Genomic DNA, 20,130 nt, shown 5'->3' on the forward strand with positions numbered 1-20,130 from the left:
CAACCCGGTCTTCGGGATACAGAAAGGAGCATTCACCGTGTCGAAGCTATGGGGCGGGCGGTTCACCAAAAAAACGGACCAGCTCGTGGAAGAATATACGGCCTCCATCTTGTTTGACAAGGAGCTGGCTGAGGAGGACATTCAGGGGAGCCTCGCGCATGTGACCATGCTGGGCAAATGCGGCATCATCCCGCAGGAGGACGCTGCCAAGATTCAGGAAGGGCTGCGCCAGGTGCTGGACCGGATTCGCAGCGGAGGTTTGACGTTCTCGGTCGAGGACGAGGACATCCACATGAACATCGAAAAAGCATTGATCGAAACGATCGGGCCGGTAGGCGGCAAGCTGCATACCGGGAGGAGCCGTAACGACCAGGTTGCTACCGACATGCACCTGTACCTGCGCCGCCGCGTAATCGAATTCGTCGGCCTGCTGGACAAGCTGCAGGAAGCGCTGCTGGAGCAGGCCAGGGCGAACCTGGATACCATCGTCCCGGGCTATACCCACTTGCAGCGGGCGCAGCCGATTCTGTTCGCGCATCACCTGATGGCGTACGTGTCGATGTTCCAGCGGGATATCGAACGGCTGCAGGACAGCTACAAGCGGATCAACGTGCTGCCGCTCGGCGCCGGGGCGCTGGCGGGGACGACGTTCCCGATCGACCGGCATTTCGTCGCCGAGCAGCTCGGCTTCGATGGTGTCTACGAGAATAGTCTTGATGCCGTCAGTGACCGCGATTTCATCGTGGAGTTTCTGGCGAACGCGTCGCTGATCATGACGCATCTGTCCCGCTTCTGTGAGGAGCTGGTGCTCTGGTCGAGCACTGAGTTCGCCTTCATCGAGCTGGACGACGCTTTCTGCACGGGCAGCAGCATCATGCCGCAAAAGAAGAATCCAGACGTCGCCGAGCTCGTCCGCGGCAAGACGGGACGCGTGTACGGCAACCTCGTCGGCCTACTGACCGTCCTCAAGGCATTGCCGCTCGCCTATAACAAGGACATGCAGGAAGACAAGGAAGGCATGTTCGACACGGTGAAGACGCTGCAGGGCGCCCTCCAGCTGTTCGCTCCGATGGTCACCACCATGAAGGTGAACAAGAACCGGATGCGCCAAGCGGTCAATCAGGACTTTTCGAACGCAACCGATATCGCCGACTTCCTCGTGAACAAGGGTCTGCCTTTCCGGGAGGCGCACGAGATCATCGGCAAGACGGTGCTGTACTGCATCCAGCAGGGCAAATACCTGCTTGACCTGTCGCTGGATGAGTTCCGGCAGTTCTCGCCGCTCTTCGACGAGGGCATCTACCCGGTGCTGCAGCCTGAGCAGGTCGTCAATGCCCGCAACGTATATGGCGGTACCGCCTCCGCGCAAGTTGAAGCTGCCGTTGGCCGTGCCGAACAGAAGCGGGGCGAAACGACGGCTTGGCTGGAGCGGTACGAGTCCGCCGGTTTGTAGTCTTTTTCATCAGTCCCGGCCTTGATCCAGTTGGACAGGCCGCTCGAACATCCCGCTAGGCAGGATGCGGCTGGGGGGCACTCCGGCTTCCCGTCCTGCAGACAAAGAACCGCCCGCTGCTATGTGCAGCGGGCGGTTCTCTTTTGCGGATAAGGCGGGACGGCACTGACGCTTAGCGCAGGCTGTTCACGGCCACGCTGCCAATGTCGTTGGTCAGCTTGATGAGCGGGCCCCCGTCACCGTTAGTGGCCGCCCAGCGCCGCCTCTCCTTTTGCTCGAACGAGAGGCCGGGCAGATTGGTGTTAAGGCTGCCGATGTCGGTCGTCGCCTCGAGCCGGAAGCCGGCGTCTTCCTTCACCTGGATCCGGATGCTGCCCGTGTCGCTGTTCGCTTCTACGCCTCCCGCGAGAACCGGGAGATCGAGCTGGATGCTGCCGGTATCGCTGACGGCGCGAAGCTCCGCCTCGATGTTGGAGCCCCGAATGGCGCCGGTATCGGTCTGCAGGACGGCGTCCTTGCCGCGGAAATCGCTCAGCTCGACCTTGCCGGTGCCGAGCTTGATCAGGAGCGTATCCGCCTGCAGGCCGGACATCCGGACGGCTCCCGTGTCGGCGCGCAGATCCAGACGCTCGTAGACCTTGTCGGGCAGGCTCACCTCCAAGGTAGGCCATTGGACCCGGCCGTCGGCGATGAGAGCGAGAATCTGGGTCAGGTCAATGCCGATATGGAAGGTCTTGTTGGAGCGGGCATCGACGACCAGCTCACCGTCGGGCGACAGCTTGGCATCGAGCCGCGCGTAGTCTTTGTTCGCCTCCGCCATGCTTCCGGTCAGCCGCAGCTTCACATCGGACCCTGTCGACTTGGTGACGACAACGTTGCTCGTCCCCGCGCTCAGCCGCATGCTCTTCACTTTGTCGGCTTCGAACGTCTTCTCGATCTCGATGGGAACCAGGCCGATCTGCTCCGGCTCGGACAGCCGGAACTCCTGGAGGCTCCAGGCAACGCCGATGCCTCCGACCAAGATGCACAGCACGGCGAGGCTGATCAGTAATTTGAATCCGATTTTCATCTGCTATTGCCCCTTAATCAATCGAATGTTCATACGAGTGTATTTCTTCACGCCCAGCAGGAACCATTTGTTCAAGCGGCTCACGAGCAGCAGGAGCAGCAGGCCGACCCCGAAGGCAAAGAGGGCTCCGAACACCTCGAGCTTTAGAATGATGATCGTCTGGGGAATCCCCGTCCCGAGCAGGATGAAGACCGGGCTGAACACGAGCACGATCGAGACGACGGTGACGGCGAAGAGACTGGCGGCGACGGCCACAACCGGAGCGAGGACGAACACCAGGTTGAAAAAGCCGAGCAGCAGGGCGGACAAGAGCGGCCGCCAGCTGTTCTCCTGTGGTGCAGCGGCGGCCTTCTCGTAGCGGCCTTCGGGCGGGTATGGCTCCTCGCTTCCGGGCCGGAAGCTCTGCCAGCCGGCCCCCGGCTTTTGGCCGGCGGAAGCGCCGCCGAAGCGAGCGGCATCGCCGTGCGGCTGGCCGGCAGAAGCGCCGCCGGAGCGTGCGGCATCGCCGTGCGGCTGGCCGGCGGAAGCGCCACCGGAGCGTGCGGCATCGCCGTGCGGCTGGCCGGCGGAAGCGCCACCCGAGCGAGCGGCATCGCCGTGCGGCTGGCCGGCGGATGTGCCGCCGGAGCGAGCAGCGTCGCCGTGCGGCTGGCTGGCGGATGTGCCGCCGGAGCGAGCAGCGTCGCTGTGCGGCTGGCCGTCGGAAGCGCCGCCGGAGCGAGCCGCATCCTGCGAGGGGCGACTGAAGCCGATGATCCGGCGGGAGCCGGTCGGCGGCTCCTCCGCAGGCGGCTTTTCGGCTGTGCCGCCCTTCGGCTGGTAGCCGAGCGACTGGGCGACTTCATGCTCGCTTTTGCCGTTCTCCAAAGCCTTTTGAAACAGATCCTCGTAGACTTTGCGGATCTGCTTGCGCTCCTCTTCGGGGAGGCGTTTTAACTTTATATCGAGGTCCTGGAAAAACTCTTCTTTCGACATGAACATGCACCTTCTTCTTTCATGGCTGACTCCTTGCTCCTAACAATACAGCAACCCGGTCACGCTTACCTAGTATCCGAAGTCATATGACCTGTCACAAGATAATTGGTTCGGAGCGGCTGCTGGAATTGGGGACCAATGACCGCTATCGTCCGCCGAATGGCAGAACAAAGAAGCCCTTGGCGGTGGCCAAGGGCTTGTGATTGTCAGGCGGTTAGCGGGGGGCAGGCGCGGCGATGGTTTGCAGGCCGTCCTCGATTAGGGAGGGGGCGGGGTAAGGGGAGGAAGGCGTACGGGGTGTCTCCTCAGAGGTGGCGACGATCCGGGGCTGAGGGGGATACGTGTCTTTGGAAATAAGGGATGACGACAGCAAAGCACCGCCATATCGCGTATCGCGGTAGGTCTCCACGACGAAGCCCGGCTTCCCCACGCTTACGAGAGCCGTCCCTCCTTTCGGCAGCGCGCTGTCGGTCACATAGCGAACGGGCGGCTCCAGCGTCTGGATAATTTGAGAGCGCAGCTCATAGACGAAGGGGCGTTCAGGTGTCCGGCCATATAGTTTGACCGTCAACTGTTCATTGGTAACGAATGTTTTGACGAGCAGATAGGCGTCCGTTTCATTGCGGAACCGGAAGTTGATGGCCCCCTCCGCGAAGGTCGCGTCCTGGCCGAGTGGTACGTAAGAGACGGGCAGCGAATGGTTGCGTCTCTCGAGCGGCCGGAAGCCGGCGAGCAAAAGGGTGTTGTACAGCGTCGTGGACACTTGGCAAATGCCGCCGCCGATCCCCGGGACGAGCTTCCCATTCAGGATAACGGGCGCCTCCCGAAACCCGTATTGCGTCTCCGCCTGTTTGACCAGGCGGCCGTAGTCGAACAGCTCGCCCGGCGCGAGGAGGACGCCGTCGGCCGCTGCCGCTGCCGCCCGGATGTTATGCGCCCGGCCTTCTCCGCTTCCGGAGAAGGCGGTCGTGTACTCGGCCAGCTTGGCTTCGACACGCTGCAGACGAAGCGTTGCAAGCGTAACACGAGGCTCGACCGTTTTGAGCGGGACTGTCGTATCCAGGGGAGCTGCGCTGTCGCTTGCCGTCAATAATTGCGCGGGAAATAATCTGTCCATGCTCTCTCCGAACGTTTCCCAGTCCACCCGCTTGACCGCCTGGCCGTCTACGAGCTCGAGCCGGTCGTCCGGATGAACGATCCGGACGGCATTTTTCGGCTGGCTGTTGGCGAGCGGAGGCCAGGCCAGCAGCATCTGCTGCTGCGTTGCATTCCCGTCACGCGATAAGGTAAGATAAAAGGATGTTCCTCTCAGCTTCCATCGGGACCAGGCTCTTGCCAGCGCCGGTCCCTTTTCGAGTTTCTCCCGAGCCGTGTCGAATTCCGGCCAGTCCAGCCTATATCCGAGCTCGCCGGCCGTCCGTTCCGCCGGCGGGTAAGCGGAGTCGTCCGGGATGAGACGAATGCGCTTTCCGGCGAGCGCTTCCGCTGCCTTGCGCAGCTCGTTTTCAGCTTCTTCCCAAGTGCGGACGGAGGCGGAGACGCCTTCGATCCGGACACCGGCCGGCAGTGTCTCAAGCGCAGCATACATTTGGACACCGGTCATCCCGCCCAGCAGCGTCAACGCACCCGCTGCTGCCATCCATAAGAGAGAGAGTTTGGGCCTTTTCATCCCGGGGCCTCCTTTCCCGTCTGCCTGTTTTCTACAGTCTATGTAGACAGGCCGGCGATTCATGCCGGATACGGCGGCTCGAACGGTGCGGACAAAGAAGTTGTTATTTTGTGAAAAATTTGCGATTTGGCTGGTTTCGCAAAGGATTCTTGTCTATTATGTCGAAGTATAAGAAGGCTACTACAAACAGGATGTGATATAATGATAGAAATGCAGGACGTCTGGAAAACTTACCCAGACGGCACGCACGCAGTTCGCGGAATCGACCTGAAAGTGAATGCGAATGAGTTCGTGTATGTCGTCGGTCCTTCGGGTGCCGGTAAATCGACATTCATGAAGATGATATATAGGGAAGAACGGCCGACCAAAGGCCAGATTTTCGTCAACGGGTTCAATCTAGAAAAGCTCAAACCCCGCAAGATTCCTTATGTCAGACGCAATATCGGCGTCATCTTTCAAGATTTCCGACTTCTCCCCAAGTTGACGGTTTACGAGAATATAGCATTTGCCATGGAAGCGATCGAGGCGCCCAAGAAGCTGATCAAGAAGCGGACGCTCGAAGTGCTCGACCTGGTCGGACTGAAAAACAAAGTAGCCAGCCTGCCGACCCAACTGTCGGGCGGAGAGCAGCAGCGGGTCGCTATCGCGCGAGCCATCGTCAACAATCCGGCCGTCATCATTGCGGACGAGCCGACCGGCAACCTGGATCCAGAAACATCCTGGGGCATTATGAACCTGCTCGAGGAGATCAATTATAGAGGCACCACCATCATCATGGCCACTCACAACAAAGAGATCGTCAATACCATCCGCAAGCGGGTCATCGCGATCGAAAAAGGCGTCATCGTGCGTGACCAGGCGAGAGGGGATTACGGGTATGACGATTAATACGATCGGCCGCCATTTTCGCGAAGGCGGCAAGAACGTCATCAGGAACGGCTGGATGACCTTCGCCTCCGTCAGCTCGATTGCCATATCGCTGCTGATTCTTGGATTGTTCCTGATCCTGTCGCTTAATGTGAACTACTTGTCCCAGCAAATCGAGAAGCAGGTGGAGATCAAAGTCTTCCTGCAGACGAACGTCAACGACGAAACCCGGACGGCCATTCAATCGAGCATTCAGGCCATGCCGGACATCAGCAAGCTCACCTACGTGTCCAAGGAGCAGGGACTGGTCGAGCTTCGGCAGCGGATGGGCGAGAACGGAAAAGCCTTCCTTGAGGGACTGGATGGGGAAAACAATCCGCTGAACGACGCGTTTACCGTCGAGGTCAAGGAGCCTCGCCAGGTGGCGCAGACCGCTGAGAAGATTCAGGCGCTGAACGACGGCAAGAATCCCGCACCGATCCTGCGCGTCAGCTACGGCAAGGGGACGGTCGAGCAGCTCTTCAAGATTACGAGCATCATCCGCAACATAGGGCTCTTCCTCGTGGCGTGTCTCGCGCTCACCGCCATGTTCCTGATTTCAAATACGATCAAGCTCACCATCATGGCTCGGAACCGGGAAATCAAGATCATGAAGCTCGTAGGGGCAACCAATGGCTTCATCCGCTGGCCTTTCTTCATAGAAGGGGCACTCCTCGGAATCTTCGGCTCCATCCTGCCGGTAGCGGCGCTAACCTACGGGTATTGGGAGCTTATGAACTCCGTCACTCTGAATACGAGCGTCTTAATGGTTAAATTCAAGCCGTTCCTGGAAATTGTCTATCCGGTAGCCGGTCTGTTGATCGGCATCGGTCTGGTGATCGGCATTTGGGGAAGCACCATCTCCGTACGCAAATATTTGAAAGTTTAGGAGGAATCTCTTTTGAAAAGAGTTTCACTGGCCCTTCTCGCCGCGGTAACCGCAGTCGGCATATCGATTCCGACAATCGGGCATGCCGCATCTATGGACGAGATCAACAAGAAACTGGAACAGATCCAGCAGCAGGAGCAGCAAGCAACCCAAAAACGGAAGGAAGCAGATAAGCTCAAGAGCTCTATCTCGCAGCAAAAAGGCCAGGAAATTATCAGCATGAACCAGCTTCTCAAAGAAATTGACCAGCAGGGTGCCAAGCTGAACGAACTGACCAAGCAGGTGAACACCGTCACCCTCAAGCTGAAGGATACGTCCCAGCAGCTGGACGATGCGGAGAAGCGCGTCGCCGAGCGGGACAAGCAGCTCAAATCGCGTGTACAGGCGATGTACATGAATGGAACGGTCTCTTATCTGGACGTGCTGCTCAGCGCGACCAGCTTCTCTGATTTTCTTGACCGCTTCAATATGCTCAAAATGATCGCAGGCAACGACAAGAACCTCCTCGAGGCGAACAAGAAGGACCGCGACGTGGTCGCGACCAAGAAGAAGGAAGTTGAGACCCAGCTGCAGGAAGCGCGGAAGCTCTACGCGCAGGCGGAGGAGCTCAAGCAGCAGCTGCTCGTGAAGGAGAAGCAAAAGGAAGTCGCTATCGCGAGCCTGACCTCTCAAGAGCATGAAGCGGAGAACGTGAGCGAGGAGCAGGAAAAGAGCCTCGTCGCGCTCGCCAAGCAGAAGGCCGATCTGTACGCGCAAAAGCAGGAGATCGTCCGGAAACAGAACGAAGAGAAGAAGAGGCAGCAAGAGTTGGCCAACAAAAACAAAGGAGGCGGCGTGGTCCAACCGGTCAATATCAGCGACTCGGGCCGCTTCGCCTGGCCGGTGCCTTCGAGCCACAGCATCTCCTCTACGTTCGGTTATCGGATCGACCCGATCGCCAATGTGAACAAGCTGCATAAGGGCATTGACATCGCGGCGCCTAACGGTTCGACCATTGTTGCGGCGGACGACGGCATTGTGCTGATCTCCGCTTGGGTGCGCGGTTACGGCAACACGGTGGTGATCGATCATGGAAATGGCGTCTGGACGTGGTACGGCCACATCCGTGACGGCGGTCTTAAGGTAAGCGAGGGCCAGAGCGTCTCCCGCGGCCAGAAGATCGCAGAGGTGGGCTCGACCGGCGATTCTACCGGCAACCACTGCCATTTCGAGGTGCGCATTAACGAGAATCCGGTCAATCCTATGCCTTATCTGAAATAGACAGGGACAAGGAAGCAGGAAACAGGGTGCTCCATTAATAAACCGGACTGGCTTGTCATATACTAGCTGGGAAACTTAGGCAGGCAAAAAGGTGGTGGAGATCCATGGTCTTTAAAGGCCGAACGGTACTGTTGTTCGTCCTGCTGGGCGTTGTCGCGAGCAGCTTGGTCACGCTGACGGCGGTTCGCGCCAATCTGCTGCCGGCGGTCAGTACGGCGGGCGTCGCGGCGCAGGCGGACGGCCTCAGCCAAAAAGATTTGCAGAAGGTCGCGACCACCTATGAATTGATCCGGTCCCGTTCACTGGCGAGCGTGGACCACGACAAGATCATGAACGGCGCGATCAACGGAATGCTCCAGTCGCTGGACGATCCGTTCTCGACCTATATGAACGCCAAGGAAGCACAGCAGTTCCAGGAATCAATCAATTCCTCGTTTCAAGGAATTGGCGCTGAGGTTTCCTTGAACGAAAATCGGGTAACGATCGTCGCCCCGATCAAGGGATCTCCTGCCGAGAAGGCGGGACTCCAGGCGAACGATGTTATTCTGTCGGTGAACGGCGAGAAGCTCGACGGCCTCAGTCTCAACGAAGCGGTCAGCAAGATCCGCGGCAAAAAGGGCTCGGAAGCGAAGCTTCAAATTTTGCGCTCGGGCAGCACGGAGCCGGTGGACGTCGTAATCGTAAGAGACGACATCCCGGTCGAGACGGTGCATGCCGAGATGGTCACCCCGACCATCGGCAAAATTGAGATTACCCAATTCTCCTCCGACACGAGCAAGCGGTTCAAGGAAGAGCTCGTCAAGCTGGAGTCCAAAGGGATGAAGGGCCTTCTGATCGACGTGCGCAACGACCCGGGCGGCTTGCTCGACCAGGTCGAGAAGATTGCCGAGATCTTCGTAGAGAAAGGTAAGACCATCGTGCAGATCGAGGACAAACAGGGCAATCGGGAGAAGGCGTTGTCCGAGAGCAAGGAGCCTGCCCGCAAATACCCGGTCTCCGTCTTGATCAACAACGGCAGCGCTAGCGCTTCCGAGATTTTGGCCGGCGCCCTCAAGGAATCGGTAGGCAGCAAGCTCATCGGCGAGCGGACCTACGGCAAAGGAACCGTCCAGATCACGTTCGAGAAGGAAATGGGCGACGGCAGCAACATCAAGATGACCGTCTTCAAATGGCTGACGCCGAACGGCAACTGGATCAACAAAACCGGCATTGAGCCCGACCTGAAGGTGGAGCAGCCGGCATACTTCAAGGTCTCCCCGTTTACGAAAAAGTCGGTTCTTAAATACGATGCGACCGGGGACGACGTGAAGACGCTGCAGCTCATTTTAACGGGACTAGGCTACGCGCCGGGACGGACGGACGGCTACTTTAGCGAGAAAACCGCGTCGGAGCTCAAGGCTTATCAAGCCAAAGCGGGTCTTGCGGCAACGGGAGAAGCCGATGTGAAGACGATGAGCAAGCTGGAGCAGGATATCATCCTGCAGATGAAAAACCCGGCCCAGGACGCGCAGCTGAAGGCGGCGCTGCAGGATATGCAAGAGACGTTAAAATCAAAGTAACGCCGGACACGCCGGCAGGAATTGAGGCTTGGTGTGTAGAAAGGAGAAGAAGGCCGGGACTGCCGGCCTTCTTCTTTCGTCTTTGGCGGAGATCGGCCTCGCGGAGCTGCTGTTCCGGTTAGCCTGAACAGAGTCCCGGCGAGAATTTACGCGGGCAAGGAGATTAGCGAATGGAAGAACTGTTGACGTGGGGAGCCGAGCTGCTGCGGGCGCTTGGCCGGCTCGCACAGAATCCTTTCTATTATATAAGCATCTTGATCATCGTCCTGCAGATTCGCCGCCAGATCAAGCTGGAGCGGAAGCTGTTCCACACCCGTTTGCATTCTCTCCTGGGAGAGACATGGCGGGTATGGCTCGCCGGACTCGCGGCAGGGGCGGCGGCGTCCGTCCTGCTCGTGCTGCTCGGCGCCAACTTGCCGGCCGGTGCCGTCTGGTATCTGTGGGCGATCGCACTCCTGCTTATGCTGATCCGCGTGCGGTACCTATGTATCGCGTATGCGGCAGGTGTGCTGGGCATTTTGAAGGCGGCGGCCGTTTGGATGCCGCAGCTGGCGGAGGAGAGGTCGACGGCCTGGCTGTTTGAGCCGCTCGCCTCGATGGAGCTGGCCTCGCTGCTCATGCTGGTCGGCGTGCTTCATCTGGCGGAGGGCCTGCTCGTACGCTGGCAGGGCGCCCGGCTGGCGACTCCCGTCTTTTTCGAGAGCAAGCGGGGTAAGCTGGTCGGCGGCTACCTGATGCAGGGCTTCTGGCCCCTGCCGCTTTTTCTGCTGACACCGGCAGGAGGAGACGGTTCGTTTGCGTTGTCTTGGGCGCCTATGCTTGCGTCTGGAGCGGACACGGCCGGCTGGGGGCTGGCGGCACTCCCCGCCATGCTTGGATTCAGCACCTACACGCTGTCCCGCATGCCGGCCGCCAAGGCCAAAGCCAATGCCGGGCTTCTGGCTGGATATGGCTTGGTGATAATGGGGGCAGCAGTCGTTGCCCACTATTGGTCGCCCTTCCTCCTCATCGCCTCGGTGCTTGCGATCGGCCTGCACGAAGCTATGATCTTGTACACATCCTGGCAGGAGGAGCAGGCGAAGCCGTATTTTGTTCATGACGACCGGGGCTTGTTCATCCAGGCGGTCCTGCCGAACAGTCCGGCCGCCGCGATGGGACTCCAGCCGGGCGAGGTGATCCACAAGGTGAACCAGGTTCCAGTTAGGACCAAGGAGCAGCTTCACCTGGCGATGCAGCGGAATCCGGCGTACTGCAAGCTGGAAGTGCTGAACCTTGAGGGGCACAGCAAATTCGCCGGCCATGCGCTGTACGCGAACGAGCATCACCAGCTCGGCATTTTGCTTGCGCCGGACGACAAGGCTCTATATTACCTATCGACTCGCCCCGTCTCTTTCCTGTCTTATTTAAGAGGAAAGCTGAGCGGCGTGAAGGAGAATCGGCAGGCATCGGCCTAACGGGGTGACGATTGATGGCCAGACTAGCGAATGAGGGACCGGCTGGGCCGGATGCCGTGTCGTATTCACTGCAGAACCCTACACGAGATGACGATTCCACAAAATAAGCCGTTAGCCGGAATGATCCGGCTAACGGCTTTGTCGTTCAGAACGGACAAGGAGAAAGGTTGTTTTTGTTTTTTCGTCCCCGTCTACGCAGTATTATTAGGTATTACCTAGTAACCCTTCACTAACGGAGCACAACAATCTCGACCCGGCGGTTCCTCTGTCGATTCTCGTCAGACGTATTGGGAGCGACCGGCTTCGTATCGGCGTATGCGATCGATTGGAACATAGACGCCGGCAGATTGGCTTTCTCAGTGAAGTAGCGCAGAACCGACAGCGAGCGCTCCGACGACAAGCGCCAGTTGTCCCGGAACGGGGAACTGGAGACGATCGGCAGGTTGTCGGTATGTCCTTCGATGCTGATCGTTGTGTGAAGCGTCGGGAAGAGAGTGGCGAGCTTTTCGAGAACCGGATACGCCGGAGCCTTGATATCCGCGCGTCCGAGGTCGAACAGCACCAGATCGTTCAGCGTAATGGCAATGCCCCGCCGCGTATCGAGAGCGGAGACGTTGGCTTGAAGCTGATTATCCGAGATGTACTGGTTGACGACCTTCAATAAATCCTGAAGTTCTTTTTCCTTCTTATCCTGTTCTTCCTTCTCCGTGTGCTCGTTGGCTTCCTTCTCCCGCCCTTGGGTTCCTTTGCTGAGGTCCAAACCACCGATAATGCCCGAACCGGCGGGCAGCGCCGAATCGGCTTGGCGGAACTGATGCTGCAGCGACGTCGCCAGCATGCTGTACTTGGCTACATCCACCTTGCTCATGGCGTACATGATGACGAAGAAGATGAGGAGCAAGGTGATCAGGTCGGAGTACGTGATGAGCCAGCGCTCGGAATTCTCATGCTCCGCATTTTTCTTTTTAGCTCTCCTGGGCAAGATCTCCACCTACTTCCGACTTCGCCTGCTTGGCGTTTTTCTTATGCGGCAGGAAGGAAGCCAGCTTCTTCTTGATCAGCTGAGGGTTCTCGCCGGCCTGGAGTGCGAGAATGCCTTCGAGCATCAGCTCCATGACGGAGATTTGCTGTTGATTGCGGAGCTTGAGCTTGTGCGCAATGGGTAAGTAGATAACGTTGGCGCTCGCGACGCCGTACAGCGTGGCGCTGAAGGCGACCGCGATGGCGGGACCAAGCGCGTCCGGATCGGCGAGGTTGCCCAAGACGTGGATCAGACCCATAACCGTACCGATAATCCCCATGGTCGGCGCGTAGCCGCCGGCGCATTCGAAGATTTTGACATAGCCGTCGTTCTTATGCTCGACTGCATCCATCTCGAGCTCCATGATCTGGCGGGTAAGCTCGGGATCGGTCCCATCCACCACCATCATCAAACCGTCCTTGAGAAAGGCGTTCTGGTGCTCCTGTGCGCGCTGCTCAAGCGCCAGCACGCCTTCCCGGCGGGCGATACTCGCCATGTCGACGATTTCGTCGATAATGACCTGGGGATCCTGCTTTTTCTCCAGGAATGCCATCTTGAAGGCTTGCGGAACTTCTTTGAGGCGGGCCATCGGAAAGCTGACGATGACGGCGCCGAACGTCCCTCCGAGTACGATGAGCAGGGCGCTGGGAACGTACAGGGCGCCCAGATGGCCGCCGTCCCAAATATAGCCGAGCAGCAGGGCGGCCAGACCGAGAATCAGGCCAATGAGAGTCGATAAATCCATGATGCGTATCACTCCTAGGTCTTCCATAATGTACTGCGGGGGGAGGAATAAGGAAATATCCAGTATTTGCAACTACGGTGCAAAACCGGTATAATGAGGAGAACAAGTATTCCTATATTTCACGCTGTTTACTATGAGCGGCTGATGCAATCTACTTGTTTTATCGAACGATCCTGCCCTAAAGTTTAGAGGAGAATTCGTGACATAGATACGGAGGATGCACATGAACGAGATCGTAAGAAGCGATAAGAAATTCGAGCTCGTTTCGGAGTTTGCACCGCAGGGCGACCAGCCCAAGGCCATCGCCCAGCTGGTCGACAGCGTCAGGAGCGGGAAGAGGCACCAGACGCTGCTCGGGGCGACTGGGACCGGCAAGACCTTTACCGCCGCCCAGGTGATCGCCCAGCTCAATAGACCGACGCTGATCATCGCCCACAACAAGACGCTGGCGGCCCAGCTCTGCAGCGAGTTTCAGGAGTTTTTTCCGAACAACGCGGTTTCTTATTTCGTTAGCTACTATGACTACTACCAGCCGGAGGCGTACATTGCGTCTTCGGATACTTATATTGAGAAGGATTCGAGCATTAACGACGAGATCGACAAGCTCCGCCACTCCGCGACCAGCTCGCTGTTCGAGCGGCGCGACGTCATCGTCGTCGCCAGCGTGTCCTGCATTTACGGCCTCGGTTCTCCGAAGGAGTACCGGGATCTTTTGCTGTCGCTACGCGTCGGCATGGAGCGGTCTCGTAACGAGATTCTGCACCGTCTCGTCGATATTCAGTATCAGCGCAACGATATGAACTTCGTGCGCGGCACGTTCCGCGTCCGTGGCGATGTCGTCGAGATCTTCCCGGCTTCACGAAGCGAGCACGCCGTTCGCGTCGAGCTGTTCGGCGACGAGATCGAGCGGATTACGGAGATCGACGTGCTCACCGGGGAGATTATCGGAGAGCGCGATCATATCGCGATCTTCCCGGCTTCCCACTTCGTTACCCACGAGGAGACGATGAAGCGGGCGATCGTCAATATCGAGAGGGAGCTCGAGGAACGCCTCGAAGAGCTGCGCTCCCAGGGCAAGCTTTTGGAGGCCCAGCGTCTCGAGCAGCGGACCCGCTACGACATCGAGATGATGCTGGAGATGGGCTTCTGCTCGGGCATCGAGAACTATTCCGGGCCGCTTACGTTCCGCGAGCGGGGAGAGGCACCCTACACGCTGCTCGATTATTTCCCGGACGACATGCTCGTCATGGTCGACGAGTCGCACGTGACGCTGCCGCAGATCCGGGCCATGTACAACGGCGACCGGGCTAGGAAGGAAGTGCTGGTGGAGCACGGCTTCCGGCTGCCGTCGGCACTCGACAACCGGCCGCTCCGGTTCGAGGAATTCGAGGAGAAGGTGAAGCAGGCGGTCTACATCTCGGCGACACCGGGCCCTTACGAGCTCGAGCATTGCCCGGAGATGGTGGAACAGATCATTCGGCCAACCGGACTGCTCGATCCGCTGATCGAGGTGCGTCCGACCAAGGGGCAAATCGATGATCTGATCGGCGAGATCCGGGACCGGATCGACAAGGACGAACGCGTTCTTGTCACCACGCTGACCAAGAAGATGGCGGAGGATCTGACCGACTATCTCAAGGAAATCGGCATCAAGGTCCGCTATCTGCACTCAGACATTAAGACGCTGGAGAGGATGCAGATTCTGCGCGATTTACGGCTGGGTACCTTCCATGTTCTGGTCGGCATTAACCTCCTCCGGGAAGGGCTTGACCTGCCGGAGGTTTCGCTGGTTGCCATTCTCGACGCGGATAAGGAGGGCTTCCTCCGTGCGGAGCGCTCGTTGATCCAGACGATCGGGCGGGCGGCACGGAATGCGGACGGACGCGTGCTGATGTACGGCGACAAGATCACCGACTCGATGCAGAAGGCGATTACGGAGACCGAACGCCGCCGCAGCATCCAGATGGCGTACAACGAGGAGCACGGCATTACGCCGAAGACGATCCAGAAGAGAGTGCGGGAGGTTATCGAGGCGACCAAGGTGGCCGAGCAGAAGGCCGATTACCTGACCGATATGAAGGATGCCAAGATGTCCAAGAAGGACCGTGCCGCGATGATCGAGCGGCTGGAGGCGGAGATGAAGGAAGCCGCGAAGAGTCTGCAGTTCGAACGGGCTGCGGAGCTTCGGGACGCTATATTGGAATTGAAAGCGGCGCAATAGCGCCGCTTATTAGAATAGGAGGGTTCACGTGGCAAGCGACCGGATAGTCATTAAAGGGGCACGCGCCCATAACTTGAAAAATATAGACGTGGTCATTCCGCGCGATAAATTTGTCGTGCTGACAGGGCTCAGCGGATCGGGCAAATCGTCCCTGGCCTTTGATACGATCTACGCAGAAGGCCAGCGCCGCTATGTCGAGTCGCTGTCGGCTTACGCCCGCCAGTTCCTCGGCCAGATGGACAAGCCGGACGTCGATTCGATCGACGGCCTGTCGCCGGCCATCTCGATCGACCAGAAGACCACAAGCCGCAACCCGCGGTCGACGGTAGGGACGGTCACTGAGATTTACGATTATTTGCGGCTGCTATTCGCCCGGGTCGGCCATCCGCATTGTCCGATCCATGGCATTGAGATTACGTCTCAGACAGTGGAGCAGATGGTGGACCGGATTATGGAGTATCCGGAGCGCACCAAGCTGCAAATTCTGGCGCCGCTCGTGTCGGGACGCAAGGGAGAACACGCCAAGCTGCTGACCGATGTTCAGAAGCAGGGCTTCGTTCGTGTCCGGGTCAACGGAGAGACGAGGGATTTGGCCGAGAAGATCGAGCTGGAGAAGAACAAGAAGCATTCCATCGAGGTGATCGTGGACCGGATCGTCGTCAAGGAAGGCGTCGAAACCCGGCTCGCCGACTCGCTGGAGACGACGCTCAAGCTGGCAGACGGCCGGGTGCTCGTCGATATTATCGACCAGGAAGAGCTGCTGTTCAGCCAGAACCTGGCCTGCCCGGAATGCGGCTTCAGCATAGAAGAGCTGTCTCCGCGGATGTTCTCGTTCAACAGCCCGTTCGGCGCTTGTCCGGAATGCGACGGCCTCGGCAGCAAGATGATCGTCGATCCCGATCTGCTGGTGCCGAATCCGTCCAAGACGATCGAGCAGGGAGCGTTCGAGGCGTGGGCCGGAAGCACCTCGACCTATTATCCGCAGTTTCTGGCGGCGGTTTGCGAGCATTACCACATTCCGACCGATGTGCCGGTTGAGCAGCTGTCGGACGAGCAGATGAAGAAGATTCTGTACGGAACGGGCAGCGAGAGAGTGCGGTTCCGCTACGAGAACGATTTTGGCCAAAAGAAGGACGCCTGGGTCCCGTTCGAGGGCATCGTCCGCAACTTGGAGCGGCGCTACCGGGATACCGCCTCGGACGGCGTCCGCGAGCATATTGAAGCCTACATGAGCGCCAAGCCGTGCGGCAAGTGCAAAGGCGAACGCTTGAAGCCTGAATCGCTTGCCGTTACGGTCGGCAGCAAGAATATCGCCTACGCGACGGACCTGTCGATTGGTGACGCCCAGCAGTTTTTCGCCGGCCTGGACTTGAATGAGAGAGAGCAAAAGATTGCGAATCTCATCCTGCGGGAGATTAACGCGCGTCTCGGCTTCCTCGTCAATGTCGGTCTCGACTATTTGACGCTCAGCCGCGCCGCCGGCACGCTGTCCGGCGGAGAAGCACAGCGGATCCGGCTGGCGACGCAGATCGGCTCGAGCCTGATGGGCGTCCTGTATATTCTGGACGAGCCCAGCATTGGTCTTCATCAGCGGGATAACGACCGCTTGATCCAGACGCTCGAGCATATGCGGAACCTCGGCAATACGCTTATCGTCGTCGAGCATGACGAAGATACGATGCTGGCGGCCGACTATATCATTGATATCGGTCCGGGGGCGGGCATTCACGGCGGCCAGGTCGTGGCCGAAGGAACGCCTAAGGAAATCATGGAGAACCCCGATTCGCTGACCGGTCAGTACTTGAGCGGCCGGAAATTCATTCCGGTACCTGCAGAGCGCCGCAAACCGAATGGCAACTGGCTGGAAATCCGGGGCGCCAAGGAGAACAACCTGAAGAACGTCAACCTGAAGGTGCCGCTCGGTACGTTCGTCTGTGTGACCGGCGTCTCGGGCTCGGGCAAGAGTACGCTGATTAACGAAATTCTGTATAAAGCCCTTGCCCGCGATTTGAATCGCGCCAAGGTGCGGCCGGGGCAGTTCAAGGAGATCAAGGGACTCGAGAATGTCGAGAAGGTCATCGATATCGACCAATCGCCGATCGGCCGCACGCCGCGCTCGAATCCGGCGACCTATACCGGCGTGTTCGACGACATCCGCGATGTGTTCTCTGCTACGACGGAGGCAAAGGTGCGCGGCTACAAGAAAGGCCGCTTCAGCTTTAACGTGAAGGGCGGACGCTGCGAAGCCTGCCGCGGAGACGGAATCATCAAGATTGAGATGCACTTCCTGCCCGACGTCTATGTCCCCTGCGAGGTGTGCAAGGGCAAGCGGTACAACCGGGAGACGCTCGAGATCAAGTACAAAGGCAAGAACATTGCGGACGTGCTGGATATGACGATCGAGGACGGGACCGAATTCTTCAAGAACGTGCCGCGCATCCATCGCAAGCTGCAGACGCTGCTGGATGTCGGCCTCGGCTATATGAAGCTCGGACAGCCGGCGACGACGATGTCGGGAGGCGAAGCCCAACGGGTCAAGCTCGCGGCTGAGCTGTACCGGCGCAACACCGGCAAGTCGTTCTACATTCTCGACGAGCCGACGACCGGTCTTCATATCGACGACATCGACCGGCTGCTAAAAGTGCTGCACCGCCTCGTGGATAACGGAGAGTCGGTCCTGGTCATCGAGCATAATCTGGACGTCATCAAGACGGCCGACTATCTCATTGACCTCGGACCGGAGGGAGGCAGCCGCGGCGGGACGATCATTGCCCAAGGAGCGCCCGAGACCGTCGTGGAGGTGGAAGGATCCTATACGGGCCGCTACCTGAAGCCGGTTCTGGAGCGCGACCGCGAGAGGACGGCCGCTGCCGAGGCGGAGGAGGCAGCCGCTTACCGGGAGACGGGGGCGGCAGCCGAGGAGACCGAACGAGAAGCGGTAAGCAAGCAGTAAGCATCCGCTTGCGTTCCCGTTTGACGACAAAACCAAGAGAAGCCCGACTTCCTTTCCTGATCGGAAGGAAGCCGGGCTTCTTCTTTTTCTTACGGAAGCAGAGGCTAGACATCACGGAAGCAGCCTTGACCTCAAGTAAGCTTGAGTCGGGATCTTACCGGAGCAGCCTAGAATCCACGGAAATAGCCTAAATCTCACGAGAGCATGCAGCCTTGACCCCCTGCTGCTCCGCTAATATGGCTGTTAGCTGCTCTTGGAAGGCGGCATGGCCGACCCGCTGCACGAAGGCGAAGAACGACTCGCTGGGCAGGCAGTTGGTCAATATATTCCGATGTGATTAGTATGTTTTAGCATCATCCTACCACACAAAACCGTTTTCCCGTAAACGCCTGTCCTCGGAAAGCGCCCAAAACATTGTGATGAAGTACGGCAGTTCCGGTTATACTAAAATCGTGACAAACTTGTTACAAATTGAGAAAGCACTTGCATCGGCGCGTTTCTCAAGCTAACATAGGGTAAGATAAGCTATTTGCGAGAAAAAGGAGGATCCACGATGTTGTACTTGGCAGAAGAGGCGGCAGCCAGCACCAGTACATATTCCACGTTCGATCTCTTCGTGCTGCTCTTTACGATCATTATCGCCATCGGCGTGGTCCGCTCGGTGAAAGCGAAGAATAAGAACATGTTCGCCATCGGCTTCGGAGTTGTTGCATTGGTGGTTTTTATCTTCGTGGATGTCATTATGATCAAGGGCTGGTTTGCGTAAGCCTCGTTTGAAGACGAACGGATTGATAAGAAGACCCTCTGCTGCGAGCTTGGCTCGTGGCCGAGGGTCTTTGCGTTTTTGCCGCACCCACAAAATCTCCTACCACAACAAAGCCGCCGTCCGCTCCTCCTGAGGGAGGAGTGAACCGGCGGCTTTTGTTCGTCTTAAGCTTACACCCACCACATCTCATTGAGCGATTCCTTGATCAGCACCTGCTGCAGGTTTTGAACCGCCTTAGTGAAGCCTTCGTTGATCGACATGAGGCCGTCCTCATGCTCGATGCTGACGACGTAGTCGTAGCCGACCAGACGCAGGGCGCTCATCATGTCTGCCCATGTCTTCAGATCGTGCCCGAACCCTACGCTGCGGAACTGCCATGCGCGGCCCATCATGTTGGTGTAGGATTGCATATCGGTAACGCCGTACATGTTCACGTTGTTCGTCTCGAAGGAAGCGTCCTTAGCGTGGAAGTGATGGATCGCTCCCGCTTTGCCCAGGATCAGAATCGCCTGCACCGGGTCGATGCCTTGCCACCACATATGGCTCGGGTCGAGGTTCGCCCCGATCGTCTCGCCCACCGCTTCTCTAAGACGAAGGAGCGTTGCCGGCGTATGGACCGAGAAACCGCCGTGCAGCTCGATACCGATTTTGACGCCGCGGTCCTTGGCGTACTGGGCCGCTTCCTTCCAGTAAGGAATGATCTTCTCTTCCCACTGCCATTTGAGCAGGTCCTGGTAGTCGTTCGGCCACGGAGCGACCGGCCAGTTCGGATACTTGGCATCGTCCGAATCACCCGGACAGCCGGAGAACGTGTTGACGACGGGGACGCCCAGCTTGGAGGCCAGATCGACCGTCCGGAGGAAATCCTCGTGCTCCCGTTTCGCAATGGCCTTTTGCGGGTGCAGCGCGTTGCCGTGACAGCTGAGAGCACTGATCGTCAGCCCGCGGGACTCGACCGCCTGCTGGAATGCTTTCAATTTGCTTTCATCATTCAGTAGAACCTCAGGATCGCAGTGAGCCTTGCCGGGGTTGCCGCCCGCGCCGATCTCGACCGCTTCCAATCCTTTGGAGGCAATGTAGTCAAGAGATTCCTCCAACGGTTTTCCGGAGAACAAGACAGTGAATACACCTAGCTTCATAAAAAGCACCTCCACAGGATAACAATGACAGCTCAATTATAGCAAACCGTT

General features: G+C 58.3%; 15 protein-coding genes. 9 read left to right on the forward strand and 6 right to left on the reverse strand.

Annotated elements, in window-relative coordinates:
- The first annotated feature begins 37 nt into the window (after positions 1-37).
- The gene (argH, locus tag KJS47_RS20950) at positions 38-1,453 is read left to right on the forward strand and encodes an argininosuccinate lyase (protein ID WP_213527375.1); all 1,416 of its coding nucleotides are present in this window, start codon (positions 38-40) and stop codon (positions 1,451-1,453) included.
- Between the two features lie 172 nt (positions 1,454-1,625).
- Here argH and KJS47_RS20955 read toward each other — a convergent pair whose 3' ends face one another.
- The 3 genes from KJS47_RS20955 to KJS47_RS20965 form a co-directional block, all read right to left on the reverse strand.
- A complete protein-coding gene (locus KJS47_RS20955; protein WP_213527377.1) occupies positions 1,626-2,522 on the reverse strand; it encodes a DUF4097 family beta strand repeat-containing protein in 897 nt (298 codons plus the stop codon).
- A 3-nt stretch (positions 2,523-2,525) separates the two neighbouring features.
- Positions 2,526-3,497 carry an HAAS signaling domain-containing protein gene (locus tag KJS47_RS20960; RefSeq protein WP_213527379.1) on the reverse strand — a complete coding sequence of 324 codons (972 nt, stop codon included), beginning with the start codon at positions 3,495-3,497 and terminating at the stop codon, positions 2,526-2,528.
- A gap of 214 nt (positions 3,498-3,711) precedes the next feature.
- Complete coding sequence (locus KJS47_RS20965) at positions 3,712-5,166, reverse strand: VanW family protein (RefSeq protein WP_213527381.1); 1,455 nt, start codon at positions 5,164-5,166, stop codon at positions 3,712-3,714.
- 201 nt (positions 5,167-5,367) lie between these two features.
- Between KJS47_RS20965 and ftsE the strand changes: the two genes are divergently transcribed.
- From ftsE to KJS47_RS20990, 5 genes are all read left to right on the forward strand, one after another.
- Positions 5,368-6,054, forward strand: a complete 687-nt coding sequence (gene ftsE, locus KJS47_RS20970; RefSeq protein ID WP_213527383.1) for a cell division ATP-binding protein FtsE — start codon at positions 5,368-5,370, stop codon at positions 6,052-6,054.
- Positions 6,044-6,961, forward strand: coding sequence for a permease-like cell division protein FtsX (ftsX, locus tag KJS47_RS20975; RefSeq protein ID WP_213527385.1), 918 nt, complete (start codon positions 6,044-6,046; stop codon positions 6,959-6,961). Before ftsE ends, ftsX begins: the two co-directional genes overlap by 11 nt.
- A 12-nt stretch (positions 6,962-6,973) precedes the next feature.
- On the forward strand, positions 6,974-8,221 hold the full coding sequence (locus KJS47_RS20980) for a murein hydrolase activator EnvC family protein (protein WP_213527387.1): 1,248 nt from the start codon (positions 6,974-6,976) through the stop codon (positions 8,219-8,221).
- Positions 8,222-8,325: 104 nt separating this feature from the next.
- Complete coding sequence (locus KJS47_RS20985) at positions 8,326-9,780, forward strand: S41 family peptidase (RefSeq protein ID WP_213527389.1); 1,455 nt, start codon at positions 8,326-8,328, stop codon at positions 9,778-9,780.
- Positions 9,781-9,950: 170 nt separating this feature from the next.
- Complete coding sequence (locus tag KJS47_RS20990; RefSeq protein ID WP_213527391.1) at positions 9,951-11,234, forward strand: PDZ domain-containing protein; 1,284 nt, start codon at positions 9,951-9,953, stop codon at positions 11,232-11,234.
- Positions 11,235-11,463: 229 nt separating this feature from the next.
- Here the strand turns inward: KJS47_RS20990 and KJS47_RS20995 are convergent, their stop codons facing one another.
- Both KJS47_RS20995 and KJS47_RS21000 read right to left on the reverse strand, forming a co-directional pair.
- Positions 11,464-12,216 (reverse strand): flagellar motor protein MotB, encoded by a 753-nt coding sequence (locus tag KJS47_RS20995; protein ID WP_213527392.1) that lies wholly within the window; start codon positions 12,214-12,216, stop codon positions 11,464-11,466.
- On the reverse strand, positions 12,200-13,000 hold the full coding sequence (locus KJS47_RS21000; RefSeq protein WP_213527394.1) for a flagellar motor protein: 801 nt from the start codon (positions 12,998-13,000) through the stop codon (positions 12,200-12,202). The genes KJS47_RS20995 and KJS47_RS21000 overlap by 17 nt, the downstream gene beginning before the upstream one ends.
- Positions 13,001-13,223: 223 nt before the next feature.
- Between KJS47_RS21000 and uvrB the strand changes: the two genes are divergently transcribed.
- The 3 genes from uvrB to KJS47_RS21015 all read left to right on the forward strand — a co-directional run bounded on the left by uvrB (position 13,224) and on the right by KJS47_RS21015 (position 18,940).
- Positions 13,224-15,221: an excinuclease ABC subunit UvrB gene (gene uvrB, locus KJS47_RS21005; protein WP_213527395.1), complete on the forward strand. Its 1,998-nt coding sequence runs from the start codon at positions 13,224-13,226 to the stop codon at positions 15,219-15,221.
- Positions 15,222-15,249: 28 nt separating this feature from the next.
- Positions 15,250-18,174: an excinuclease ABC subunit UvrA gene (gene uvrA / locus KJS47_RS21010; protein ID WP_213527397.1), complete on the forward strand. Its 2,925-nt coding sequence runs from the start codon at positions 15,250-15,252 to the stop codon at positions 18,172-18,174.
- A gap of 553 nt (positions 18,175-18,727) precedes the next feature.
- A complete protein-coding gene (locus KJS47_RS21015; RefSeq protein WP_213527399.1) occupies positions 18,728-18,940 on the forward strand; it encodes a DUF2759 family protein in 213 nt (70 codons plus the stop codon).
- A gap of 170 nt (positions 18,941-19,110) precedes the next feature.
- Here KJS47_RS21015 and KJS47_RS21020 read toward each other — a convergent pair whose 3' ends face one another.
- Positions 19,111-20,079, reverse strand: a complete 969-nt coding sequence (locus tag KJS47_RS21020) for a sugar phosphate isomerase/epimerase family protein (RefSeq protein WP_213527401.1) — start codon at positions 20,077-20,079, stop codon at positions 19,111-19,113.
- Positions 20,080-20,130: the final 51 nt, after the last annotated feature.

The sequence above is a fragment of the Paenibacillus sp. J31TS4 genome, from assembly GCF_018403265.1.
Classification (GTDB): domain Bacteria; phylum Bacillota; class Bacilli; order Paenibacillales; family NBRC-103111; genus J31TS4.